The sequence below is a fragment of the Streptosporangium nondiastaticum genome, assembly GCF_003011965.1.
Taxonomy (GTDB): Bacteria; Actinomycetota; Actinomycetes; order Streptomycetales; family Streptomycetaceae; genus Streptomyces; species Streptomyces nondiastaticus.
Window position 1 is genome coordinate 1 of record NZ_PXWG01000013.1, and the last position, 24034, is coordinate 24034.

Consider the following 24034-nt stretch of genomic DNA (forward strand, 5'->3'; position numbering starts at 1 on the left):
GGGTGCCCACCGCCCCGACCGGCCGGCCGTCGCACCTGCGGCGACGACCGGCCCCGTCCCGCGCCGCGTCGCCGCCCTCCTCGCCGTCCCGGCGCCCCGCCGCCGGGCCACCCCGTGGGTCGCCGTACTCCTGGCCGTGTGCGCCACCACCTCCGTCTGCGCGTCGGCGACGGGCGCCATCAGCTTCCATCACAAGATCGAAGTCGCCCAGGGCGAAGTCACTCACTGATCATCATCACCCGGTCCGGGCACACGGAACCACCCGACCGCCGCTATCGTCTATCGGCGTGTAGTCACTCGACGGGTGTCTGCACCCCCGACGCATGCCGTCGGACCGCGACCACGCGGGACCACACCCTCCGCATGATGGGAACTCGCAGACGATGACGACCGCTTCCGGCGCGCCCGGCCTCGACGGGGCCGCGATAGACGGCGGCCTCTACACCGACGTCACCGACTTCGCGCACCGGACTCACTGGCTCAATGACGCGGTGTCGCTCTACACGACGTACGGCGTCGCCCTCTTCGGCCTGCTCCTGCTGGCCGGCTGGTGGCTGGCCCGCCGTCGTGACGCACGCACCATGGCCGCCGCCCTGGCCACTCCGCTCGCCGTCGTCATCGCCTACCTCGTCGATGACGGCGTCAAATCCCTCTTCCAGGAGGCGCGCCCCTGCCGGGCCCTGCCGCACGACTTCCTCATCGAGGCGTGCCCGCCGGCGAACGACTACGCCTTCCCGAGCAACCACACCACCGTCGTCTTCGCCGTGGCGGCCGGGCTCCTGCTGGTCGACCGGCGCCTCGCCGCTCTCGCCTGGCCGGCGGCGGCCCTGATGGCCGCATCACGGGTCTACGTCGGCGCCCACTACCCCCACGACGTCCTCGCGGGAGCTCTCGTCGGCATCGTCCTCGGCGCGGCCATCGTGGCGATCGCACGTCGCCCAGCCGCCCGGATCGTCTCCAGGCTGCGCGGCGGTCCGGCGCGTTCACTCCTCGGAGCCGCCTGACCCCGCAACACTGCCAGGACCGTCGCATTTCGGGGAGCGTCACCGCAGTTCGCAGCTTCGTACCGCGGGGTGGGCCGACGGCGCCCGTGCCTCCGGGCGCGGGGTGAGTGGCCTGGCGCCAGCCGAGGCGCCGGTAGAAACTCACGGCGGCCGTTGCTCGCGCGGAGGTGAGGAGCCAGCACCGGCCGTCCGCGGCCGGGGCGGCTGCTGCGGCGAGCAGGGCCGCGCCGATCCCGCGGCCGCGCGCTTCGGAGTGCACGGCAAGTTCGTCGACTTCCCGGCCGCCGCAGAGCCACTTCCTGGCACGCCTGGAGCCGAGCATGGCGGCAACCTGGGGGTAGCAGCGTCCCACAGGGAAGGGGTCGGAGGTGATCCAGGAGGTCGCGAACCCCAGCACGCGGGTGCCGTCAACGGCGAGGACGGCGTCGAACCCGGGACGTTCGGTGCAAGAAGCTTCCCGACGGGCGGCTGGTGGGCCCGTTCGGCCAGTCCGTGGTGGGCTCGCTGGGCCGGATGGGGGTGCTCCACTTCTCTTCGACGCGGGCGACCTTCCATACGAGCAGGGCGAGGCCCAGGCCGCAACGAACAGAGCGACGAGAGCGAAGCCGATCGCGTTGAGGTCGAGACCGCCGGTCCAGTCCCGGAAAGCACCGTGGAGGCCGGCCTTGTCGGCGATCAGGGCGAGGAGCTCGACGGTGCCGATGAGGAAGGCGACAGCCGCCGACAGGCCGGTAGTGGTGAGGTTGTAGTAGACCTTGTGGACGGGCTTGGAGAACGCTCAGCCGTAGGCGAATTCATGAAGGTGCCACCGAGGGTGTCCAGCAGCGACATGCCCGCCGCGAAGAGGACGGGCAGGCACAGGATGGCGTACCAGGGCAGGCCGGAAGCAGCGCCGGAGCCGGCGAGGACGAGGAGGGCGACTTCGGTGGCCGTGTCGAAGCCAGGATGAACAACGGACCGATGGGGTACATCTGCCACGGACTGGTGAGGGACTTCATCACCCGCCCCGAGGAGGCGGTTCATAAACCCACGGTTGTTCAGCTGCTCCTCCAACGCCGCCTCGTCGAATTGGCCGGCAGGCATCCGCCGGAAGACCTTCCAGATCCCGGCGAGGACGACCAGGTTGATGGTGGCGATGACGTAGAGGAAGGAGCCGGAGACGGCGGTCCCGGTCCAGCCGGTGACGTTGTGCAGCGGCGAGGCGTCGTTCTCCACCGGTCCGGCCAGGCTCTTGACCCGCTGGAGTGACCGAGGGAGAACCAGAAGCCCACCGACAGCGACCGTCGGCCGGAATGCATCAGCTTGTGGGTAGGTTGTCGATCGCCGCGATGCGGTCGGCGTCGAAGGCGTGCAGCATGCCGAGCGTGTATGCGGTCACCCCGATGCCGGTCCCGAAGGGCTTCGCTCCCAGGCTGTAGTGCTCCGGTACCACCAGGGCGATCAGCGTGCACCACGCCGATCACGTGCAGGGCAAGGATCGCTGCAGCCACGCCGACCAGGTGGCGCCACTCACGGCCGGATATCGCCACGACTGCCTGGCACCACCGGGGTGCCCGTATGTCCGGGATGGTGGAAGAGCTGCTGGTCATCGCAGGGGCCCCTCTAGGGTGTGGCCGTGGTGATGGTGGCACACGACGTGAATCCGATACTGCACCACGTCGACCGGGTCGTGTACCTCGCCGAGGGCGGCTCGGCCACCGGTGCACCAGAGGACGTGATCACCTCCGAGACCCTGACGGGACTGTACGGCTCGCCGGTCGAGGTGTTGCGGGCATCCGACGGGCGGCTCGTCGTGGTCGGCCGGCCCGATTCCGTGGGCGGTCATGATGTCGGCTGACCCGCTCTGGTCGTGGAACATCGTGGCCGACGTCCGGCAGATGTGGTCCTACCCGTTCATGGTCAACGCCTTCCGTGCGGGCGCGATCGTGGCCGTGGTCTGCGCTGTCGTCGGGTGGTTCGTGGTGCTGCGGCGGCAGACGTTCGCCGCGCACACCGTCTCCGCCGTCGCCTTCCCCGGCGCCGCGGGGCCGTGCTCCTCGGGGCTGGCGCGGTCTACGGCTACTTCGCCCTCTGCCTCGCCGCAGCCCTGGTCATCGCGGCGCTGCACGGCACCGGCGACCGTGAGGATTCCGCGCTGACCGGAACCGTCCAAGCCTTCCTCCTCGCCTGCGGGTACCTCGTCACCGTCCTCTACAAGGGACTGCTGGAGGGGCCGCAGACGATCCTCTTCGGCACGTTCCTCGGCATCACCGCCGCCCAGGTGACCGTCCTGCTCTGCGTGGGCGCCGCCGTGCTCGCGGTGCTGGCGTTCATCGGCCGGCCGCTGCTGTTCGCCTCCGTCGACCCACGGGTCGCCGCCGGGCGCGGCGTTCCGGTGCGGGCGCTGTCCATCGCGTTCCTCGTGCTGGTCGGGGCGGCGACCGCCGAGGCGAGCCAGATCACGGGCACGCTGCTGGTCTTCGCCCTGATAGTGATCCCCGCCGCCACCGCGCAGGCCCTCACCGCCCGCCCGGCGGCGAGTCTGACGCTGGCCGTGGCGCTCGCCCTCGCGGCCACCTGGGCCGGGCTGATCGCCGCCTACTACTCGCCCTACCCGCTGGGATTCTTCGTGACCTCCTTCGCCTTCGCCGGATACGTCCTCGCACGGGGAACCGCCCTGGGAACGCGTGCGCTGCGCGCGGCCTTGGCGGGCCGGCCGGTCAGTGAGGTCGCCTCATGACCGCGCTGTCCCAGCCGTTCTTCCAGCACGCCCTCCTCGCCGGGACGCTGGTCGCGGCCGCCTGCGGCATGGTCGGCTACTTCCTCGTGCTGCGCGCCCAGGTCTTCACCGCCGACGCGCTGAGCCACGTCGCGTTCACCGGCGCCATGGCCGCCCTCGCGTTCGGCGTCGACCTGCGTCTGGGACTGTTCGTCGCGACGATCGTCATCGCGTTGTTCTTCGGTGTGCTCGGCCGGCGAGCCCGTCCGGACGACGTCGTCATAGGGAGCGTCTTCTCCTGGGTCCTCGGCCTGGGCGCGTTCTTCGTCACCCTCTACACCACCTCCCGCAGCACCGCCGACGGCCCAGCGGGCGTCAGCGTCCTGTTCGGCTCGATCTTCGGAATCTCCGCATCTCACGCCGCCACTGCCGCGCTGCTCGCCGCGGGTGTCTTCCTGGTGACGCTGATCTCCGCCCGCCCGCTGCTGTTCGCCACGGTGGACGAAGCCGTGGCCGCGGCGCGTGGCGTTCCGGTCCGGCTGCTCGGTTACGGCTTCCTCGCCGTGGCCGGGGCCAGTGCCGCCGAGGCCACGCAAGCGGTCGGCTCCCTGCTGCTGCTCGGCCTGCTCGCCGCCCCTGCCGGAGCCGCGATCCGGCTGACCGCCCGCCCGTATCGTGCCCTTGCCCTCTCCGTGGGTCTTGCGGTGACGGAGATGTGGGCGGGATTGTTCGCCTCGTACGCGGTGCCGCGGATGCCGCCGAGCTTCGCCATCATGGCCACGGCCACTGCCGTTTACGCCGCCACCTTCCTCATACGGCGCCCCGCCCCGCGTACTGACTGAAGGCTGAGCGGAGGAGCGCCGCGATGGCAGACGACCGGCAGCAGGCAATGACAACGACGCACGACACCGTGCACGACATGGCGCTGATCGGCCGCGCCACACAGCAGCGTGCGGTGGTCCTGGGAGCCCTTGTCGTGGCGGAAGGTTTCATCAGCGCCCAGGCCCTGCACAAGCGGCTCGTGGCCGACGGCTCGTCCGTCGGCCTCTCCACCGTCTATCGCACCCTCACCGCCCTGGCCGAGGCCGGCCGTGCGGACATCTTCCGCGACACCAACGGCGAGCGGCTCTTCCGCCACCGCCCCGGCCCCGACCACCGCCACTACCTGATCTGCACCGAGTGCGGCCTCAGCCTGCCCGTCGAATCCGGCCCGGTCGAGAAATGGGCGGGCCGGATCGCCCGGGCCTCCGGGTTCGCCGACGTCCGGCACGCCGTCGAACTCTCCGGCCGCTGTCCTGACTGCCTCCGGAAGGAGGAGCGGGCACAGACACGCTGAAGATCAGTGGTCGTCCCAGTGCCCCTCGTGCTGGGCATGACGGTGCCCGTCATGGACGTAGTCCACGTGGTCGCCGTGGGGCACGGCGACGTGCCCGCATTCCGCACCGTGCTGGTGCGTGTGCTCCTGGTGAACGGTGTGGCCGGTGGGCTCGCACTCGTCGGTGTGGTCCTCGTGTACGCGGTGCAGGTGCCCGTCGTGCACGTAGTCGACGTGGTCCTCGTGGGGCACGGCGACGTGCCCACACTCCACACCGTGCTGGTGAGTGTGGTCCGCGTGAGAAGTGTGCGCGCTGGTCGGCATGGCGAAGCCTTCCTTCTCCCCCGCGTGATCGGATCTGTCCGACAGGAGAGCCTTGCCCTTCCAGTGTCGGCCGCGCTGGGGATTCACGAAAGTCGCCGGAAGCCGTCTGGAAACACGCCGTGCAACAGAAGGTGACCCGGGCATCAAGCGGCCACCGCCACCCCGCAGCCGCCGGAGCGCATCCGGTGGGAGGGGCAGGTTCTCCATTCTCGTGACCGCTACCCGCGTCCTACCCCTTGCGGTCAAGAACCGGCCGGGTGTTCGCTCGATGGGACAGCCTCACGAGCGAAGAAGGAGCGCTGACCATGATCGTTCACACGCCGTCCCCGACGTGCGGGTCCGGCTGCACCTTCGGTCCGGGCTGCAGCTGCGGATGTCAGTCCGGCGGCTCGTGCCAGTGCGGCGGTTAGCCAACCACCGCCCCAGTGTGTCGAGGGGTCACAACGAGACGGACATCGGTGTCGTTTCGCTGAGTGCCGTCCCGCCGGGGCCACCCTGGCGGGACAGCTGACAGCCGGGCCCGGGGCTCTGGCCTCATGCGCGGGCTGTCTCCAGCCCGTGGTCTTGCTCGCAGGTGTCCTCATCCAGGCTGTGGGCGTTCCAGGCGGGGAAGGGGTCGGGCCATGACGTCTGCGACTCGTCGCGCCGTACGAGGCAGGCGGACAGCGCCTGCCTCAGTGCCTCGGGACGCAACTCCGTACCGATGAAGACGATTTCCTGCCCTTGCCCGTCCTGCTCGCGGGCGCCGGCGGGCTCGAACCGGGCCACGGCTCCGGCCTGCGACCACAACCCGGTCACCCGGTCACGGCCGGCCAGCCGGAAGAACCCCTTGGAACGCAACACCTTGCCGTAGGACCCGGAGTCGAGTTCCTCCGTGACGAACGTCCACAGCCGTTCGGGATGGAAGGCCCTCCCGGCGCGGAAGACCGTCGAGGAGATGCCGTACTCCTCGGCCTCGGGGGTGTGGTCGCCGTTGAGTTCCCTGACCCACCCGGGCGCCTGCTGGGCGCGCTCCAGGTCGAAGAGACCGGTGCCGAGGATCGCCGACGGGTCCACCCGGCCGTGCTCGGCCGGCACGACGCGGGCGGCCGGGTTGAGGCGCGCGAGCGCCGCCCGGAGCCGGGCGGCGTCCGCCGTGTCCACCAGGTCGAGCTTGTTGACCACGATGACGTCGGCGAACTCGATCTGGTCCATGAGGAGATCGCTCACCGTCCGCTCGTCGTCCTCGTACTGGTCGAGGCCGCGTTCCGCCAGGCCCGTCGCCGCTCTCTAGCTCGGGGAGGAAGTTCGCGGCGTCCACGACGGTGACCATGGTGTCGAGCCGGGCGAGGTCGCCGAGGGTCGCGCCGTCGTCCCGGGGGAAGGCGAAGGTGGCGGCGACGGGTATCGGTTCGGAGATCCCGCTCGACTCGATGAGCAGGTGGTCGAAGCGTCCTTCGCGGGCCAGCCGGTCCACTTCCTCGAGGAGATCGTCCCGCAGGGTGCAGCGGAGACCTGTCCTGCCCCTGGGCGTCTCTCGACGTCGTGGGGTCAGTGGCCTGTGTCCGTGAAGACGCCTCACCGAACGAGGTGCCTCAAACGTTTCAAACGTCCAGCAGCATAGCGCTACACTTGCACACTTACGCAACTGATTGACTCAGCCTTGGCGCTCCCAGGATGCGCGGCCGGTGCGAGCCACTGGCCGCACGCCGGCCGTGCCTGTCAGCGGCCTTCCCGCGTTCCTGCCGGCACGGGCCCGGCCTCCCGAGCGGACCGGTCGACTACCCCGCCCTCGGAGGACAGCCGACCCCCCACCGCTCCGGCCGTGACCTTCTGCAGAAGGCTGTAGGCCAGGACCGGCAGCAGCACCTCCGGACGATGGGAGAACCAGACGGCGGCCAAAACCGCCGCCGCGCTGCTGTTGTTCATGCCGGCGGCGAAGGTGAGCGAGACGCTGTCCGGACTCTCGCACCGCGTCCACACGGACATCCACCGGCCGAGGAGGAACGAGAGGCAGCACACCACGCCGGACATGCCCAGGGCCAGCACGAAGAGGTCCGGGTCGGGGTGGGCCACTGCCCGCCCGAGGGCACCCGCCGCGTTGATGTAGCACAGCAGCAGGATGTTCACCAGGTTCACCGCCTTGACCGATGGCATGAGCGGAGCGATCCGGCGTTCCCCGAGCAGCGTGCGCAGGGCGATCCCCACGAGAGCGGGCAGCACCACGGAAGCCAGGGCGAACGTGCCGACCCCGGCACCGGCGATCTTGTCCAGCCGGGCCGTGTCGTCGAGGCCGCCAATGCCGCCGGGACCGACCAGGAAGCCGGTCAGCCGCAGGCCGAGCGGGACGGTGAACGGGCTGAGCAGCGTCGACCCCATCACCATCGCGACCGCCAGCGGAACGTTGCCGCCCGCCTGCTGCCCCCAGGTCGCCGCCCCGCCCGCAACCGGCATCGCCAGGACCAGCATGAGCCCGACCAGCAGCGCCTCGACCTCCTGCGGGTCGGGCCACGACCGCAGGCACAGGGCGACGGCCGGAAGCACAACGGCGGGCAGCAGCGCGTTCGCCACCACGCCCACGGCCAGCCGCAGCGGCCGCCGCAGTGCCGTACCCAGGTCCCGGACCCGCGCACCGAGTCCGGCATTCACCAGCATCACGGCCAGCAGCAACGCCGGAAGGGGGAGCACCGCCCCGCCGACGGGCAGCCGCAGCGTCAGCCCCCGCAGCCATTCCCCGGGCCCGGGAAACACCCCGGCCAGGACGTAGCACGCCATCATCAGCCCGAGCAGCCATCGCTGCGCCGCCGCCAGCACCTGAGTCGCCACGCGGCGCAGCGTAGCGGTGGTTCTCCGCCGTACGGGCAGGCCGATCCGGCCGGCGGCGGCTGACGAGGGGCGGGTTCTCCGTGCCCGCGGTCGGATGAGACGGAGATACCCACCGGCCTTCCGCCATGACCTCCGCGGCAGGGCATCAGGCAGCTGCCGCGCACGGCCGCCGACGGCCGGCCCGCTGGTCGTCGGCGGTTCACCCGGAAGAAGTCCCAGCCGGACGACTGCAGGTGCTTGGTCGCCCTGTTCGGCGCGGTCGCCACCAGGCCGTTGTCACCGCGGGACCGAGCACGAGCGGACAGGGAACTCGGCTTTCGACGGCTACGCGCCTGCCGAAGGTGCCGGTCGACGGGTGATGGTGCGCCGAGGGCCGGTAGTCGATCGGTGAGAGTCGAGATCAAGCCACCAGCGAACAGATTCCCCTCGAACAACAGAGCCGAATTGCCAGCGCGGCAACGCGGTGATACCGCCCCCACCTGCAAGGTAACGGGTCAGCCAAGAAGCCGCCCCGACAGTTGTTAGGCAAACCTTAGTTGGCTTAATGTCGGCCCTCGCCTTCCCTTTCCCCCTCTTCCGCTGCGGAGTCCCATGTCCAGTTCGCATGTCGCCCTGCTCGGCGCCATAGCCGGTTTCACCATCTACCTCGGCCTGCCCATAGGGCGCCTGCGACGCCCCACACCCCGGCTCAAGGCCGGCCTCAACGCCACTGCCATCGGCATTCTGATCTTCCTGGTCTGGGATGTCCTGACCCATGCCTGGGAGCCGGTCGACGGCGCGCTCGCCGGGCATCACTGGGGAGCCGTCGCCTCCAACGGCCTCGTTCTCGTCCTCGGCCTCACCATCGGTCTGGCCGGCCTGGTCAGCTACGACGCCTGGACCGCGCGCCGCCGCGCCGCGGCCACGCCTCGCCCGGACGGCCCCGGGGCCGCGGTCGTCGAGGAGCCCGCCCGGGCAGCACGTTCGCAGGCCGGCGAACTCGCGCTGATGATCGCCACGGGCATCGGCCTGCACAACTTCGCCGAGGGCCTGGCCATCGGCAATTCCGCCGCGAAGGGAGAGATCTCCCTCGCCGTGCTGCTCATCATCGGCTTCGGCCTGCACAACGCCACGGAAGGCTTCGGCATCATCGCTCCGCTGGCCGCCGAGGGAGAACGCCCGTCCTGGATCACCTTGCTCTGGCTCGGCCTGATCGGCGGCGGTCCCACCTTCGCCGGCACGCTGCTGGGCCAGCATCTGGTCAACGAGACCCTCTCCGTGGCCTTCCTGGGCCTGGCCGCCGGTTCGATCCTCTACGTGGTCATCGAGCTGCTGGCTGTCGCGCGCAAGGCCGCCATGAAGGAGCTGACGACCTGGTGCGTCCTGCTGGGCCTGGTGCTCGGCTTCGCCACCGACGCCGTCGTCACCGCGGCGGGCGTCTGACGCCCGCCCGCCGGATGCCGCATGAGGTCCCGGAAGTCCCGGTCCACTCCCGGGGCCTCAAGAACTGAGCACGTCGACGCGGGTCACACGGGGCCGTACGAGGTGTACAGGTCGAACAGCAGCCTTCGCACGGCTAGCGTGAAAGGCGTGGCACGCGTTGTGATCGTCGAGGACGACGACACCATCGGAGACAGGCTCGCCTCGATGCTGCGCGCCCAGGGGTACGAGAGCGAGTGGTGTCCCGACGGTGCGGCGGCGCTCGCCCGTGCCGCCCGGGAGCCCGCCGAGCTGGTGCTGCTGGATCTGGGGCTGCCGGACGCCGACGGGTTCGAGCTGTGCCGGCGCCTGCGAGAGCTGCTTCCCGGTGCGGTGCTTGTGGTGCTGACGGCCCGGACCGGGGAGATGGACGTCGTGGAGGCCCTGGAGGCGGGGGCGGACGACTATCTGACCAAACCCTTCCGGCTCGCAGAGCTTCAGGCACGGATCGCGGCCCATCTGCGGCGTGCCGCACCCGGCGGGGCGGATGGCGCCGTACGGATCCGCCACGGCGACCTGCTGATCGACCGCGCCGCCCGGCGCTGTCTCACCGCGGCGGGCGAGGTGGAGCTGCGGCCGAAGGAGTTCGACCTCCTCGCCCGGCTGGCCGCCGCTGTCGGCCAGGCCGTGAGCCGGGAGGACTTGATGAGTGATGTGTGGGACGAGCACTGGTTCGGCCCCACCAAGACCCTGGACGTCCACGTGGCCGCGCTGCGCCGCAAGCTCGGCGACCGGGCGCGGATCACGACGCTGCGGCACTTCGGTTACCGGCTCGAACCGCCGCCGGAGCACTGACCGTGCGGCGCCGCGTTCTCCGGGCGATCACCGTCGCCGTGGTGTGCGCGGTGACGCTGTTCTCCGTTCCCCTCGCGGTGGCGGTGTTCAGGCTGTACCGGCAGGACGAGTTCCGCGCATTGCAGGAACTCGCCGAGCGGACGGCGGTCGGGGTGCCGGCCAACGTGCACGACACCCGGGATCCCATGGAGGTGCCGAGCACCGATCCCGGCACCCGGGTCGCCGTGTACGACGAGGAGGCCCACCTCGTCACCGGTTCCGGACCGGCCCGCGGCGACGGTCCCGTGCGCGACGCCCTGGCCGGCGGGACTCCGGCACGGCAGCTGGGCGACTGGCTGGTGACGGCGGTCCCGGTGGGGTCCGGGGAGCAGGTCCGGGCGGTGGTGCGGGCCGGTTCGCCGGCCGACGGGCCGTTGCGGCGGGCGGCGCTCACCTGGGCGGGAATGGCCGGGCTGGCGGTGTTCGCGGTCGGTGCCGGGGTGGCGCTGTCCGTACGGTCCAGCCGTCACCTCGCACAGCCGCTGGAAGCGCTCGCCGCGACAGCCCGACGGCTGGAGGGCGGTGACCTGACGGCACGAGCCGCCCCCTGCGGGCTGCCGGAGGCCGACGAGGTCGCCATCGCCCTCAACCGTGCCGCCGAACACGTCGAGCGGCTCCTGGCCCGGGAACGGTCCTTCAGCGCCGACGCCTCCCATCAGCTGCGCACCGCACTGACCAGAGCGCGCCTGGAGCTGGAGAGCGCGCTGGCCACCGGCGCCCCCGGGCCGCGCGACGCGATGCGCTCCGTCCTGGACTCACTCGCCGCCATGGAGACCACGCTGGGCGATCTGCTCTCCCTCGCCCGTGACCTGCCCGAGCGGGCACCCCTGGATCTGGGCTCGCTGCTCACCGAGGCCGAACGGCGCTGGCACGGCGAACTGGCGGCCGCTGGCCGGCCACTGCGGGTCCTCGTCGGGGAAGGGTTGCCCGAGGCGGTCGGCTCGCCGCGCGCGGCCCGGCAGGTGCTGGACGTGCTGCTGTCCAACGCCGCGGTCCACGGCCGGGGCGTGGTGACCGTCCGGGCCAGGGATGCCGCCGGGGTGGTGGCGGTGGACGTGGAGGACGAGGGCCCGGGCCTGCCCGGCGACGAGGACGTCTTCGCCCGGCGGAGGCACGACGGCGGCGGGCACGGGATCGGGCTCGCGCTCGCCCGTTCCCTGGTGGAGGCCGAGGGTGGGCGGCTGAGGGTGTCGAGGAGGTCGCCGCACCCTCGTTTCACCTGGCTGATCGCCGGCGGGCGGGAAGGAGGGGAGCCGTGACCGGCCGCTTTCGGATCGCGGCTCCCCTCGGGTCACAGCTCCCTTCGGATCACGACTCCCTCCAGGTCGAGCTCCCTTCGGGCACAGCCCGGGTCACAGCTCCCGGAGCTCCGTGAGCGGTGGCCGCCGTGCGTGCCGTACCGCCGTCCAGGCGGCCGCCGCCAGGGCCGTCGAGACGGCGGCGGCCAGGGCGCCGAGGTAGCCCCACGGCACGGCGAGGGCCGCCGGGGGCGGGTCGAAGACGCCGGAGAGCACCTTGACCAGCATCTCGGACAGTGCCCAGCCCAGGACGGTGCCGCCGGCCGCGCCCGCCACGGCGACCAAGGCGGCCTCGCTCCACACGAATCCGGACAACTGCCGCCCCCGGGCGCCCAGCACGGAGGCCAGTGCCAGGGTGCGCCGCCGCTCGGCCAGGCCGAGGGCGAGGACGAGACCGCCCGCCGCCGCCCCGATGGCCAGGGCGAAGCCGAGTTCGACGCGGGTGAGGCCGCTCAGGTCCACGGCGGTCAGACTGGAGCCGGTCACCGTCCGGGCCGACGGCAGGTCGGCGACGTGCGTGGCGGGGCCGAGCGCCGCCCGGACGCGCCGGGCCACGGCCTGCTGGCCGGTGCCCCCGGTGTCGACGAGCAGCGTACCGGCCGCGCTGTCCCCGGTCTGCCGGGCGACATAGGAGGCGTTGGCCACGAGGAAGCTGTCCTTGGGGGCGGTCGGGAACTCCTTGACGACACCCGCGAAGTGGAAGACGACGGAACGCAGCCGGTGGGTGCGGCTGTCCTGGAGGCGCAGGCTCACCTGGTCGCCGGGGTTGAGCTGGAAGTCCTTCGCCGTCTCGGCGCTGACGAGCAGGCCGTCGGGCCGGCGGGCCAGGTGGTCCATCAATTGCCGCGCCGTGCCGCCGGCGAAGTAGGCGTCCTGGAGCCGGCCAGCCGTCACGACGGTGGACGGCCGTATCCCGTACAGGTCCTGCAGGTCCGGGCCGACGTAGGCGAAGCGGTGCTGCAACGGCTCGACCCGTCGCACGCCCGGGAGCGCCGCCACCCGTGCCGCGTCCGCCGGGCCCGACGTGGTGCCCGGGGACTCGGTGACGGTGACGTCGGCGCCGTTGGAAAGAACCGCGTCCACCTCGGCCTGCTGGCGGTACGTGGAGTTGAACACGGCGGTCGAGGCGGCGAACGCGGTCGCCAGCGCCAGCAGCACCACACCCCGCAGCACCGCGCCGCGCTGCCGCGACAGGCTCGCCGCCACCGTCCCGGACAGGGGCCCTGCCACCGGCCGCAGCAGCCGGGCCAGCACCGGCCGGCCCCGCCGCAGCACCAAGTCCACCACCAGCCAGGCCAGCAGCGCTCCGCCCGTCCACAGCAGCGCGGGCCCGGCGAACGCCCAGTAGTCCACCGACAGGGTGGGGGTGCCCTCGGGGGCGAGGACCAGGGCGTAATTCGTACGGCTGGTGATCCGGAACACCGCGAGCGACCCCAGCAGCAACCCGGCGGCCAGCGCCCACCACGCGGCGCGCGGCACGGGCCGGCGCTCCACGACCGTGCGCCCGGCGACGACGGTGGAAGCCTTGAGGTCCCGGCGGGCGGGCAACAGGACGGTGGCGCCCGAGACGACCGCCCCCACGACGAGCGCGGCCACTGCCCGTCCAGCGGTGAACGCGCCGGTCGTGCCGAAGGCCACCCGGTCCAGCAGCGCCGCGACGCCCAGCCCCGCCGCCCCGCCGGCGGCCGCCACGACCAGGGCCTCCACGGCCGCCAGCTCAAGGATCCGCGCCGCCGAGGCGCCGCGCGCCCGCAGCAGGGACTGCTCCCGGCGCCGCCGGGCCGCTCCGGCGCCGGCCACCGCCGCCGTGAGCGCGCCGGCCAGCACCGCACCGGGGACGCCCAGGAAAAGGAAGAGCATCTGGGCGTACAAGGCGTCGGAGCGGGCCGCGTCCAGCACGGCGCCCAGGTTGTCGCCGACGACCGCGGTGCCCGCGAGCCGTGCCTCCGCGTTGTGGGCGCCGCCGGTCGCCGCCACGTAGGCGGACGCCGGGTCGTGCGGCAGCGCGTGACTGCGCCGTACGTGGATCTGGTCGTGGACGAGATCGGGGCGGCTCCTGGCAGGCGGGCCGAAGACGGAGTGCCAGCGAGCCTCGGGCAACAGCACGACGTTGTCCGGTGGTGCCGACGGCTGCGACTGCGGCGGCGCGCCCGCCTTCTGGAAGAGCGAGTCGGCATGCGGCAGATCCACCACGCCGTCCACTCGGACCTTCACCGGTGCCAGGCCCGCGCGCCCGATCGCGACCGTGTCGCCCGGGCCGGCGTGGAGGTTGGCGGCGGTCTGCTGGGCCAGCAGGACTCCGTCGCCGCGCCCGGCCAGCACCCGGAGCTCGCCGGGGAAGACCGAGCCGTATCCGGCCGGAAGGCCCAGGACCACACCGGGGCCGGTGGCCTGGGAGGTGCCCCCGGCGGTGGCGGTCAGTCCGCTGGTGCCGGCGTACCCGACGGGCAGTGCCGCCCGGGTGCCGGGGGTGTTCCGCACAGTGGCCAGCACGGCCCGGGGGTCGGCACCGCTCACCGTCTGCACCTGCCAGTCCACCGTGACGCCGCGGACGGACTGCTCGGTCATCGTCGCCCGCGTCGCCGCCAGGAAGCCGCCGAGCGCGGCCAGGAGCGCCACGGCCATGGCCACACCGGCCGCGACGCCGAGGAGCCGTCCGCCACGCCGGCGCAGCAGACCGGCCAGCCAGATCCCGATCACCGCCGGTCACCTTCCCTCTCCTGCCGGGTCCCCGGCCAGGTCCCAGGCCGGATATCTGTCCGACCCTCCGGTTGGACCAGACGTCCATCGGCCATGTACCAGCGGATGTCCAGGGCGCGGGCCACCAGCGGGTCGTGGGTCGTCACCAGGACCGCCGCCTCCAGCTCAGCGGCGGCGGTCAGCAGCACCGCCAGCACCTGACGGCCCGTGGCGCGGTCCAGCTGGCCGGTCGGCTCGTCGGCCAGCACGAGGGCGGGCCCGCGCGCCAGCGCCCGGGCCACCGCGACGCGCTGGGCCTGCCCGGCCGACAACTCGTCCGGCAGCCGTCCGGCCAGCGATTCCAGGCCCAGGCGCGCCAGGGCCGCCCCCGCACGGGACGCGACCTCGTCCTCCGGCACGCCGTCGATCCGCAGCGGGAGCGCGACGTTCTCAGCAGCGGTGAGCGGGGGCAGCAGACTCGGGCCCTGGAAGACGACGCCGATGTGCCGGGCGAGTCCCTCCGCGCCCTCCTCGCCGAGCCCCGGGTGACTCACCCGGCCCGTCGTGGGCCGGTCCAGGCCCGCCATCAGGTGCAGCAGGGTGGACTTGCCCGAGCCCGACGGCCCCACCACGCAGATGCGGGCGCCGGGCGGCACCGCGCAGGTCAGACCGTGCACGGCCACGACGGCGCCCGGCCCGCGGCCGTAGGTGCGCGCCGCGCCCTCGCAGCGGACGAGCGGCACGCTGCCGGCGGGGGCCACGGCGCCCATCACGTCCACCGCCCGTCCCGCAGCCGCAGCACCCGGTCGGCCACCGCCGCCACGGCCCTGCTGTGGGTGACCACCACGACGGCCGTACCCTCCGCGGCACGCTCGCGCAGCAGGGCCAGCAGCCGCCGCTCGGTCTCCCCGTCCACCTCACCGGTCGGCTCGTCGGCGAGCAGCACACCGGGCGTGTTGGCGAGGGCGACGGCGAGTCCCGCGCGGGCTGCCTCCCCGCCGGACAGCTGGCGCGGCAGGGCACCCGCGCGGTGCGCGACTCCCGTCCGTTCCAGCAGCACCTGCGGCGGCACCCGGGGCCGGGCGGGCACCAGGCTCTGGACGAGCGCGATGTTGTCGCGCACGGTGAGGTGTTCGAGCAAATTGCCCGACTGAAACATAATTCCGATGCACTGTGCCCGGATGCGGCCCCGCTCGCGTTCGGGCCGGTGGCTGAGCCGCTCGCCGGCGACGGTCACGGCGCCGCCGTCGGGCTCGTCGAGGCCGGCCAGGCAGTTGAGCAACGTGGTCTTCCCCGACCCGGAGGGCCCCGTCACTGCCACTGTCTCACCCGGACCCACGTCCAGCCCCACCCCCTGCAGCGCGAGGGTCTCCTCCTCCCCGGCCCGGAAGAACCGGTACAGGGAACGGGCGCTGAGCACAGGGGCCACGGACGCGGTCATCGCGACCACCGGAAGGAATCGGTGATGGTCCGCCAGGGATCGGCGTTGTCGGCCCCCACGCCGCCGGACAGGGTCAGCACGGCCTCGCCCTTGCCGGGCGAGAAGAAGACGAACCGCTGGACGTCCAGCGGGACGCTCTTGCCGGTCACCTGGTCGGGCGCCGAGTCCGCGCGGTACTCGGCGAGTACCGCCTTGCCGCCCTTACGCTGCACCTCGGTCACGGAGACGAGGGAGAAGTGCCTGCTCCCGGCCTGGATCGCGGGGAGGTCCCTGGTGCGTACGGAGTTCGTGGTCGGAGCCGTCTCGGCGGGGACGTGCTCGACGCGCACGCTGTTGAACTTGTCGGTGAACACCGTCGCCGCCCCCTGGGACATCCGCGACCAGCCCTCCGGCACCTTCACCGTGAAGGCACCGTCCGGGGACGACCAGGGCACGAACGCCTGGGTGTCGGGTATGTCACCGGGTGGATTCACGTCTGCCGGCTTCTGCGTCTGCGAGGGCGAAGCGGGCGGGTGCGAAGGGGACGACGAGGAGGAACAGGCCGCCCCGGCTCCGGCGACCAGGGCCAGAACGGCTGCGGCGGCAGCGAGGGAACGACGCATGGCAGACACCTCCATGGCCGGCGCGGGGCGGCCGGAAGGCCGCTCCGGTTCCGTATCTCTGCCTCCACGCTATGAACCCTCGGGCCAGCGCCCGCACCGCCTGAGGTAAGCGCGCGGTGAAAAACCTGCCCCGGCGGGCCAGCGGAAGAATCAGCAGCCGGCCTCACCCTGGACGGTCCGGACGTCGTGGTGGAGGCCAGCCGGAGCTGTCTCCGAGGTGACGACGGAGGCGGCCGCGCAACCGGTGACGAGCGCCAGGACGTACCCCGCAACACACGACGCTGCCCTCCGCAGGGCCCACGAGCAGGGCACTGACGCGCTGGGGCGTCCCGGCCCGGCCGTGGCGGCGGGGCTGATGGTGGAGTGCCGGGCGTGGTCATGGGTCCAGGGCAGCGCGGGCGATCGCATGCATGTCTCATGGGGGTGCGGATAAGCGGATCTGAGTGCTTCCGACCGACGCACTGGTGTCCTGGTTTACCGCTGCGAGCCTCACGGATAGCCATGCGTCACAAGGGGTAGTTGATCACCCGCGGCATGCACAGCACAGGAAGCCGTCAGGCCCGTCCGATATTCGAGCCGCCCTGCCCCGCCCCGGCAAGAGCACAGGGTGCGCTTCTGGCTAGCTTGGCCGGCGACAGACACGAGACCAACCGCCGTCACTGTCTGTAAAAGACACCCCCGCTCTTTGGCTCCGTTTCCTGGACGCGACCCGGGCCTGCTCGGGTCCACTCACCCATCGATCTTGTTCGAAAATCGGTCGGTTGATGAACAAGGTAATAGCGAGGGGTATGCGGGCACGCCTGGGCCGGTGCTCTCGCCGCAGCGCCAACCGGAACGGACCGTGAAAGAGGCATACGCGGAAGCGACCGGTTTCCTGTCACGCTCACCGCCGGAGAGGTTCACACTACCGTGCGCCACAACTGTTTGCCTATCAGCAGTCGGTGGAACTGCTCCGGAGAGGAATGGCGAACCGCCGTCAACAAACCATCATTGGAAGCCAGGACTGAACCTGGGCTGCTGAAATGATGTATTCGCGGGATCAAGCAGGTGCTCGTGGGGTCACTCCATGATGTGAAAGCAGCAGTGCGGTAAACGTGCCGAGCCACTTCGGCAAGCCGCGCAGTGCAACGGTCCGCCTGTGACTGATCTTGTGCCTGCCCATGTGCCCACCCGCGTCGGGAAGCTGCCGGACTATCCGTTCACCAGCCGCTGGTTCTCCGATTCGGCCGGAACCCGGCATTACCTGGACGAGGGCCCCCGTGACGCACCGCCGGTGCTGATGTTGCACGGGAATCCGACGTGGAGCTATTTCTGGCGTCATCTGGTAATCGGTCTGCGGGAGCGCTACCGCTGTGTGGTACCCGACATGGCCGGCATGGGCTTGTCCAGCCGTACCGCCGAGCCCTTCACCGTCGGAGGATTCCAGGCACGCGCCGACCGCATCGAAGCACTGGTCACGCATCTCACGGTGAAGCATCAGGCACCGGAGCGGGGATGGACGGTGGTGGTGCACGATTGGAGCGGGCCTGTAGGGCTGCGGTGGGCCAGCTGGCACGCGGAGCGGATCGCCCGCATCATCGTTTGCAATACCGTGGCGTTCCCTTGGCCCGAGGGGCATCGCCTGTACTGGGGGTTGAAATTCATTCATGCTTCGGCCTTGGCCGCCTGGATCAGCTATCGGCACAACCTCTTCGCGCTCGGCATCACCCACCAGGGAGTGACCAGTCGCATGCCACGCCAGGTGCGTGCGGCGTACTTGGCGCCGTACCGACGCAGGTCGGACCGGCGGGCCATCGAGAAGTTCGTGCGTGCCATTCCTCGCAAGGCGGGGGACATGGGCTGGGAGACGCTGCATGAGCTGGGGCGGGACCTGACGGCGCTGAGGAACAAGCCGACCCTGCTGTGCTGGGGAATGCAGGATCCGGTGTTCAACGACCAGGTCCTGGACGGATGGATGCGGCGCTTGCCGCATGCCCAGGTGCGGTTGTTTCCGCACGCCGGTCATCTGCTGCTGGACGACGTGCCGCACCAGGTCACCAACGACGTGCTCGCCTTCCTTGCGGTAACAGCCGCATCAGCCGCCGGGGCCGGGGCCAGCTGATGGCGGGCGCCGATTTGCTGCACGCTGTCGAGGGCCTGGCCGGAGACCGGCCCGAGGCTGTTGCCCAGTACCACCCGGTCGGCCGGGGCCGGTATGAGGCGGTCACCTACCACCGGTTGCGGGAAGGCTTCGACTACTACGCGGCCGCGCTGGCGCGTGCTGGCGTTGTGCCGGGCATGCGTGCCTGCCTGATGGTGCCGCCCGGGCCGGATCTGACGGCGGTGATGGGGGCGCTCACCCGACTCGGAGCGGTACCGGTTCTGATCGATCCGGGCCTGGCGCCGGCGGCGGTGCGCTCGGCACTGGCCGAGACCCGTCCGCAGGCGTTCATCGGTGTTGCGAAGGCGCACGTCGCCCGCCTGCTGCTGGGCTGGGGGCGCGGTACCGTCCGGCTGCCCCTCCTGGTGGGTGCCGGCCCCGCCTTCCTGGGGGCCCCGCTGCGACGGCTGCGCGGCACCACCGGCATCAGTGGCCCGTCCGGCAACGCTGAGGGCCGCGAGGCACCCGGCCTGGTGGCCTTCACATCCGGATCCACGGGCCCGCCCAAGCCGGCCTCCTACAATCCCGGCAATCTGATGGCCCAGTTCCGCATGGCCGGGCACATGGCCGGGCTGCCACCGGGCACGGTGGCCCTGTCCACCCTGCCGCCCTTCTCCCTGGCCGGCTCCGCCATGGGCTTGTCCATGGTGGTGCCGGACATGAACTTCCTGCGCCCGGCATCCGCCGACCCCGCCGTCCTAGCCGGAGAGATTTGTCGTTTCGACGTTGCCGCCGTGTTCGCCTCGCCAGTGGTACTGGAGAGGCTGTCCGCCTACTGCGCGCAGCACAGTCGCCTCCTGAAGCCGGTGCGCACCGTGCTCAGCGGAGGCGCCTCCCTGGCGCCTCGTACAGCTGAGAAACTCTTGGCGTGCCTGCCTGCGCAGGCACGCCTGTTGTCCTGCTACGGGGCCACGGAGTCCATGCCGATCAGCGTCCTCGGCCACCACGACCTGCTCGGTGACGCCCGCTGCGGCAGCCGCCGCGGGTGGGGCAGTTGCGTAGGAGTGCCCTTGCCGGACAACAACGTGCGCATCATCCGGATTGCCAACGGCCCCATCGCCGAATGGGACTACTCACTGCTGGTGGCGCCGGGCGAGATCGGGGAGATCACCGTGGCCGGTCCCGGTACGAGTTCGGCCTACGACGGTCAGCCACAGAACACGGCCCTCGCCAAGATCCGCGACGGCAAGCAGATCGTGCACCGCATGGGCGACGCCGGCCGGTTCGACGAGCAGGGCCGGCTGTGGTTCTGCGGCCGCGTGTCCCAGCGGGTGCGGACCGCACACGGTGAGGTGTTCACCGAGCAGGCCGAAGCGGTAGCGAACACCGTACCCGGTGTCCGGCGCTGTGGCCTGGTCGGGACGGGACCCGCAGGCACGCAGCTACCGGTGTTGTGCGTGGAAACCGAGCGACGGCTGCGCGGTGCACAGCGGCGGAAAGCCGTCACCGACACGCTCGCCCTCATGCAGGGCATTCCTCATCTCGCCGGGATCAAGCAGGTCCTGTTCCACCCCGGCCTGCCGGTCGACATCCGCCACAACTCAAAGATCAACCATCCGGCCCTCGCCGTATGGGCCGCCAGGAAAATCAGAGGATAGGCGCCCGTGAAGACGCTCGTCACCGGCGGCAGCGGTTTCCTGGGCAGGGCCGTGTGCACTCGCCTAGCTGAGGCCGGATACCAGGTCCGCTCCCTCAGCCGTACTCTGCACCCGCAGCTCAGCAAGGCGGGCATCGAGCAGTATCAGGCGGACATCCGTCACGCGTCACACGTGGCTGCGGCGGCCGAGGGCTGTCAGGCGGTGGTTCACTGCGCAGCCAAGGTCAGCCTGTGGGGAAGTCCTTCTGACTACCAGACCGTCAATGTCACCGGCACCCACCATGTCATCGCCGCCTGCCGACGGCACGGCATCGACCGCCTGGTGTTCACCTCCAGCCCGAGCGTCGTCATCGGCAGCACCCACCTGGAAGGCGTGGACGAAAGCCATCCCTATGCGGCGCGATACGGCAACCACTACGGCCGGACCAAAGCCGAAGCCGAACGGGCCGTGAACGCCGCCGACTCCGCCGGCCTGGCCACTGTCTGTCTACGCCCGCACGCCATCATCGGGCCCGGAGACCCGCACCTCGTGCCGCGGCTGTTGCACCGGGCCCGTAGCGGCCGGCTGCGCTGGCCCGGCGGCGGACAACACCTCACTGATTTCACCTACATCGACGACGCCGCCGAGCACATCTTCTGGCTCTGGAGAAGCTGCGCCCCGGGTGCCCGATCGCAGGGCGAACATACTTCATTAGCCAGGGCGCGAGCCCCTTGCCATCCGCGACGCCGGGAACCTGCTGCTGCAAGCCGCCGGCCTGCTGCCCGAGCACCGGGCCGTACCGGTCGGCGTGGCCCGCGCGGCTGCCGCGGCACTGGAACGGCTGTACCGGTGTTTGCGCATCACGGCTGAGCCACCGCTGACCCGCGAGATGGTGTTCCACGCGATCAGCTTGAGCAGGAATTTGCAGCAGTACGACTTCCCTGTCGCTCATACAAGGTGTGTGGCATACCTGAAGGGTCACCATTTACTACTGATGACACAGTTCCTTACCGTCACCTCAGCGCAGCCCTCAGGCCTCCCGCACCCTCAATTCCGCCGGAGATGCATGCGAATCACCCGTTGGAGTGGAGAGCTCATTGTCAGGTCGTCTTTTCGACCCGGACCCGAATACCGGACAGATACGGTGGCGCAGTGCTCGAAGCCCCTCGTGCCCGCATCGCAGCCGTGGCTGCTCATCTGCCGCCCCGCTACCGGACCATGGAAGAAATTCGCGTCAAGATTGCCGAGACAGGTGGTTACGCTCCGCCGCCCGGCCTGCTGGAGGACCTCACCGGGGTACGCGGTGTCCATGTGCGCGAGGACGGCGAGAACGCCTCGGACCTGGCCGCGACCGCTGCCCGCACCGCCCTGGACGAGGCAGGCCTGACAATCGACGACGTCGACCTGCTGCTGTTCGCCGCGACCGCGCAGGACCTGTTCGAACCGGCCACCTCACACCTCGTGGCCGCAAAACTGGGCGCCTCCTGCCCGGTATTCGATGTCAAGAACGCCTGCAGCAGTGTTCTCAACGCTATGGAAGTGGCCTCATCCTTCATCGCGGTCGGCCGTTACCGTACGATCCTCATCACATGCGGAGAAGCCGGCTCCATGCTCGCGCGCTGGCACACTCCGGGCCGCAAGGATCTGCTGCGGGCCCTGCCCGGCTATACCGTCTCCGACGCCGGCGCCGCGATGGTGCTCACCGCCGGCCCTGCAGGTGAAGACGATTCCGGCATTCTGACGATGCGCTTCATCTCTAAATCCACCCTGTGGGAAACCTGCACTGTTTCCGCCGGTGGAACCATGCACGGGCGCTCGATACATGACGACCACGCCACCCTGCGCCTTAACGGGAGCCTGCGCCAACGCGAGCTCGACACCTTTCCGGAAATCCTCAATGCCGTTGAAGATGAACTTCACACGGTGCGCGCAAGCGCCTTCATCGCCCTCCACCAAGTCTCTGTCCCGCATTACCACGAGACGCTTGGCGCGTTTTCCTTTTCCCAGGACCGATGCATGCCCGCGGTCGCCGAGTATGGAAACTGCGCGGCGGCCTCGCTCCCCCTGCAACTGGTCAAGGCACGCGAGGTCGGCCGCATCGAACGCGGGGACAACGTGGCGATGCTCAGCTTCGCCAGCGGCTTCAGCTTCGGCCTGGCTCTCGTGCGATGGTGACCCGCCAGGCCGGCCGCATGTTGCGGCGAGGGCCATCCGGGGCCACACGCCGTCGGCCGGCCTCGGCTGCCCGGCCATTTACCGCCCGCGCCGGGCTCACGGAACCGGCCCGGACCACCCCGACTGCCCTGGACGACAGCAAGGAGACACTGTGCCGGAAACCTACGATCTTCTCCGCTCCATCCTGACCAGCAACTTCCGCATCCCTGAAAACGAGATCCAGCCCCAGGTCACACTGGAGCAGCTGGGCGTGGACTCTTTGGCCCTGGCCGAGTTGTCACTCATCATCCACGAACGATTCGGGATGAAGGTCGACAGAGAGAGCGCCACGCGCAACGCCACCATCGCCGAGATCGTCGACCACCTCGACGCCCTGAGCACGGACATGCCGGTCCCCTCATGACACCGTCCGTTGCCATCACGGGACTCGGGCTGATCACCCCGGCCGGAGAAGGCCCGGGCGCTACCTGGGAGGCTGTCTGCCGCGGGGTGAGCACCGCAGCGCCCGACCCGGCCCTCGCCGGCCTCCCCGTCGACTTCTCCTGCCGCGTTCCCCTCTCACGGAATGACCTGGACCAGCGCATCGGACGCACGTCCTGGCGCATGTCCCGGTACACGAAGCTGGCGGTACTCGCCGCTCGCGAAGCGGTGCATGACGCCGGCCTCGATCCGCAGACATGGAACGGCGATCGGGTGGCCGTCGTCATCGGCTGCGCACTGGGAGCGGACGACGTACACGAAGAGCAGGACAGGCGGTTGCAGGACCTGGGGCCCGACATGGTCTCTCCTCTCACCATCCCCATGTTCCTTCCGAACATGGGGGCAGGGGAGGTATCCATCGCCCTCCAAGCCCACGGCCCCAGCCTGGCCCCGAACACCGCCTGCGCCTCGGGCGCCACGGCCATCGCGGTGGCCCGGGACCTTTTGCTCTCCGGGCAGTGTGACGTCGCCGTGGCCGGTGGCGCGGAAGCATCCCTCACTCGATTGACGACCACCGGCTTCTGGCGCATGGGCGCACTTTCCCAGCGCACCGACTCGGTCACCGAGGCATCCCGGCCGTTCGCCCCTGACCGTGACGGCTTCGTCGGGGGCGAGGGAGCCGGCGTGCTCGTCCTGGAGCGCACACAAGGCGCCACCGCTCGCGGCGCCCGCGTGCGCGCCCTGCTCGCGGGCTGCGGCAGCACCACCGACGCCCACCACCCCACCGCACCGGCCCCGGAGGGCCGTCGTGCCGAGGCGGCCCTGCGCACTGCCCTGGCCGAAGCGAGCCTGGCCGTCCACGAGGTCGATCACGTCAACGCACACGGCACCTCCACCCCGCTCAACGACGCCAGGGAAGCAGCCCTGATCGCCCACGTACTGCCGCACCGTCCCAGCGTGACCGCGCCCAAAGGCGTGCTCGGCCACAGCGGCGGCGCGGCAGGAGCCATCGAGGCAGCACTCACCACGCTCACCATCCAGCACGGCACCGTGCCACCGATTGCCAACCTGCAAGCACCAGCACCCGAGTTCGATATCGACTGTGTCACCAAGCAGCCACGCCAACAGGACGTTCGTGTCGCCGTCAGCCACTCCTTCGGCTTCGGCGGACACAACGTCGTCCTCGCTCTGACAAGAGCCTTCTGACCGACTTCGGCTCTACCCGCCCGCCCCGTCGGTTGACCCGCCGGGTCAACTCGCGGCC

Annotated in this window: 25 protein-coding genes and 2 pseudogenes; 16 read left to right on the forward strand and 11 right to left on the reverse strand. The window is 70.9% G+C overall.

All coding sequences use genetic code 11. From position 1 onward, the window contains the following. Both B7P34_RS08305 and B7P34_RS08310 read left to right on the forward strand, forming a co-directional pair. Nucleotides 1–229 (forward strand): hypothetical protein (locus B7P34_RS08305; protein WP_223267628.1); only part of this gene is annotated, 229 nt, incomplete at its 5' end. 154 nt (nt 230–383) lie between these two features. Next, nucleotides 384–1004 carry a phosphatase PAP2 family protein gene (locus B7P34_RS08310; protein WP_106675169.1) on the forward strand — a complete coding sequence of 207 codons (621 nt, stop codon included), beginning with the start codon at nt 384–386 and terminating at the stop codon, nt 1002–1004. A 118-nt stretch (nt 1005–1122) separates the two neighbouring features. Here B7P34_RS08310 and B7P34_RS39675 read toward each other — a convergent pair. The 3 genes and pseudogenes from B7P34_RS39675 to B7P34_RS39300 all read right to left on the reverse strand — a co-directional run. After that, a pseudogene (locus B7P34_RS39675) lies at nt 1123–1731 on the reverse strand (GNAT family N-acetyltransferase); the annotation flags it as partial. Further along, nucleotides 1680–2219 (reverse strand): hypothetical protein, encoded by a 540-nt coding sequence (locus B7P34_RS39295; protein ID WP_286157457.1) that lies wholly within the window; start codon nt 2217–2219, stop codon nt 1680–1682. The gene B7P34_RS39295 and the pseudogene B7P34_RS39675, both read right to left, overlap by 52 nt. 82 nt (nt 2220–2301) lie before the next feature. Next, a complete protein-coding gene (locus B7P34_RS39300; RefSeq protein ID WP_286157458.1) occupies nt 2302–2436 on the reverse strand; it encodes a hypothetical protein in 135 nt (44 codons plus the stop codon). Nucleotides 2437–2619: 183 nt separating this feature from the next. Here B7P34_RS39300 and B7P34_RS08325 point away from each other — a divergent pair, with 183 nt between their 5' ends. From B7P34_RS08325 to B7P34_RS08340, 5 genes are read left to right on the forward strand one after another with little or no spacing between them, the layout of a single operon-like run. Then, complete coding sequence (locus B7P34_RS08325; RefSeq protein ID WP_223267629.1) at nt 2620–2841, forward strand: hypothetical protein; 222 nt, start codon at nt 2620–2622, stop codon at nt 2839–2841. 58 nt (nt 2842–2899) lie between these two features. Continuing rightward, nucleotides 2900–3142, forward strand: coding sequence for a metal ABC transporter permease (locus tag B7P34_RS39680; protein ID WP_353620237.1), 243 nt, complete (start codon nt 2900–2902; stop codon nt 3140–3142). Further along, nucleotides 3034–3723 (forward strand): metal ABC transporter permease, encoded by a 690-nt coding sequence (locus tag B7P34_RS08330; RefSeq protein WP_286157459.1) that lies wholly within the window; start codon nt 3034–3036, stop codon nt 3721–3723. Before B7P34_RS39680 ends, B7P34_RS08330 begins: the two co-directional genes overlap by 109 nt. Continuing rightward, nucleotides 3720–4544, forward strand: coding sequence for a metal ABC transporter permease (locus tag B7P34_RS08335; protein ID WP_106675170.1), 825 nt, complete (start codon nt 3720–3722; stop codon nt 4542–4544). Before B7P34_RS08330 ends, B7P34_RS08335 begins: the two co-directional genes overlap by 4 nt. Nucleotides 4545–4567: 23 nt before the next feature. Beyond that, entirely contained in the window at nt 4568–5038 is a 471-nt protein-coding gene (locus B7P34_RS08340; protein ID WP_223267630.1) for a Fur family transcriptional regulator, read from the forward strand. Between the two features lie 3 nt (nt 5039–5041). On the opposite strand, the gene B7P34_RS08345 is transcribed toward B7P34_RS08340, so the two are convergent. The 4 genes and pseudogenes from B7P34_RS08345 to B7P34_RS08355 all read right to left on the reverse strand — a co-directional run bounded on the left by B7P34_RS08345 (nt 5042) and on the right by B7P34_RS08355 (nt 8146). Continuing rightward, nucleotides 5042–5341, reverse strand: a complete 300-nt coding sequence (locus tag B7P34_RS08345; protein WP_106675172.1) for a hypothetical protein — start codon at nt 5339–5341, stop codon at nt 5042–5044. 534 nt (nt 5342–5875) lie between these two features. Next, nucleotides 5876–6550, reverse strand: coding sequence for a GTP-binding protein (locus B7P34_RS38340; RefSeq protein WP_286157460.1), 675 nt, complete (start codon nt 6548–6550; stop codon nt 5876–5878). A gap of 121 nt (nt 6551–6671) precedes the next feature. After that, a pseudogene (locus B7P34_RS39685) lies at nt 6672–6902 on the reverse strand (GTP-binding protein); the annotation flags it as partial. A 140-nt stretch (nt 6903–7042) separates the two neighbouring features. Further along, nucleotides 7043–8146, reverse strand: a complete 1104-nt coding sequence (locus B7P34_RS08355) for a bile acid:sodium symporter family protein (RefSeq protein WP_146166766.1) — start codon at nt 8144–8146, stop codon at nt 7043–7045. 591 nt (nt 8147–8737) lie between these two features. On the opposite strand from B7P34_RS08355, the gene B7P34_RS08360 reads away from it, so the two are divergent. From B7P34_RS08360 to B7P34_RS08370, 3 genes are all read left to right on the forward strand, one after another. Next, entirely contained in the window at nt 8738–9568 is an 831-nt protein-coding gene (locus B7P34_RS08360) for a ZIP family metal transporter (RefSeq protein ID WP_106675174.1), read from the forward strand. Between the two features lie 147 nt (nt 9569–9715). After that, on the forward strand, nt 9716–10399 hold the full coding sequence (locus B7P34_RS08365) for a response regulator transcription factor (protein ID WP_106675175.1): 684 nt from the start codon (nt 9716–9718) through the stop codon (nt 10397–10399). A gap of 2 nt (nt 10400–10401) precedes the next feature. Continuing rightward, nucleotides 10402–11697 carry a sensor histidine kinase gene (locus B7P34_RS08370; protein ID WP_106675176.1) on the forward strand — a complete coding sequence of 432 codons (1296 nt, stop codon included), beginning with the start codon at nt 10402–10404 and terminating at the stop codon, nt 11695–11697. 93 nt (nt 11698–11790) lie between these two features. Here the strand turns inward: B7P34_RS08370 and B7P34_RS08375 are convergent, their stop codons facing one another. From B7P34_RS08375 to B7P34_RS08390, 4 genes are read right to left on the reverse strand one after another with little or no spacing between them, the layout of a single operon-like run. Further along, entirely contained in the window at nt 11791–14436 is a 2646-nt protein-coding gene (locus tag B7P34_RS08375; RefSeq protein ID WP_189382577.1) for an FtsX-like permease family protein, read from the reverse strand. After that, complete coding sequence (locus B7P34_RS08380; protein WP_223267651.1) at nt 14433–15185, reverse strand: ABC transporter ATP-binding protein; 753 nt, start codon at nt 15183–15185, stop codon at nt 14433–14435. The genes B7P34_RS08375 and B7P34_RS08380 overlap by 4 nt, the downstream gene beginning before the upstream one ends. Beyond that, nucleotides 15185–15856 (reverse strand): ABC transporter ATP-binding protein, encoded by a 672-nt coding sequence (locus B7P34_RS08385; protein ID WP_106675245.1) that lies wholly within the window; start codon nt 15854–15856, stop codon nt 15185–15187. Before B7P34_RS08385 ends, B7P34_RS08380 begins: the two co-directional genes overlap by 1 nt. Next, nucleotides 15853–16329, reverse strand: a complete 477-nt coding sequence (locus B7P34_RS08390) for a hypothetical protein (protein ID WP_223267631.1) — start codon at nt 16327–16329, stop codon at nt 15853–15855. Before B7P34_RS08390 ends, B7P34_RS08385 begins: the two co-directional genes overlap by 4 nt. 1267 nt (nt 16330–17596) lie before the next feature. On the opposite strand from B7P34_RS08390, the gene B7P34_RS08400 reads away from it, so the two are divergent. The 6 genes from B7P34_RS08400 to B7P34_RS08425 all read left to right on the forward strand — a co-directional run bounded on the left by B7P34_RS08400 (nt 17597) and on the right by B7P34_RS08425 (nt 23976). Continuing rightward, nucleotides 17597–18559, forward strand: a complete 963-nt coding sequence (locus B7P34_RS08400) for an alpha/beta fold hydrolase (protein WP_146166767.1) — start codon at nt 17597–17599, stop codon at nt 18557–18559. After that, complete coding sequence (locus tag B7P34_RS08405) at nt 18559–20196, forward strand: fatty acid CoA ligase family protein (RefSeq protein ID WP_189382579.1); 1638 nt, start codon at nt 18559–18561, stop codon at nt 20194–20196. The genes B7P34_RS08400 and B7P34_RS08405 overlap by 1 nt, the downstream gene beginning before the upstream one ends. A gap of 6 nt (nt 20197–20202) precedes the next feature. Then, nucleotides 20203–21045: an NAD-dependent epimerase/dehydratase family protein gene (locus tag B7P34_RS08410; RefSeq protein WP_106675181.1), complete on the forward strand. Its 843-nt coding sequence runs from the start codon at nt 20203–20205 to the stop codon at nt 21043–21045. Nucleotides 21046–21327: 282 nt separating this feature from the next. Then, nucleotides 21328–22350: a 3-oxoacyl-ACP synthase III family protein gene (locus B7P34_RS08415; protein ID WP_106675182.1), complete on the forward strand. Its 1023-nt coding sequence runs from the start codon at nt 21328–21330 to the stop codon at nt 22348–22350. A gap of 151 nt (nt 22351–22501) precedes the next feature. Further along, on the forward strand, nt 22502–22753 hold the full coding sequence (locus B7P34_RS08420) for an acyl carrier protein (protein ID WP_106675183.1): 252 nt from the start codon (nt 22502–22504) through the stop codon (nt 22751–22753). Beyond that, nucleotides 22750–23976, forward strand: a complete 1227-nt coding sequence (locus tag B7P34_RS08425) for a beta-ketoacyl-[acyl-carrier-protein] synthase family protein (protein WP_106675184.1) — start codon at nt 22750–22752, stop codon at nt 23974–23976. Before B7P34_RS08420 ends, B7P34_RS08425 begins: the two co-directional genes overlap by 4 nt. The last annotated feature ends 58 nt before the right edge of the window (nt 23977–24034 follow it).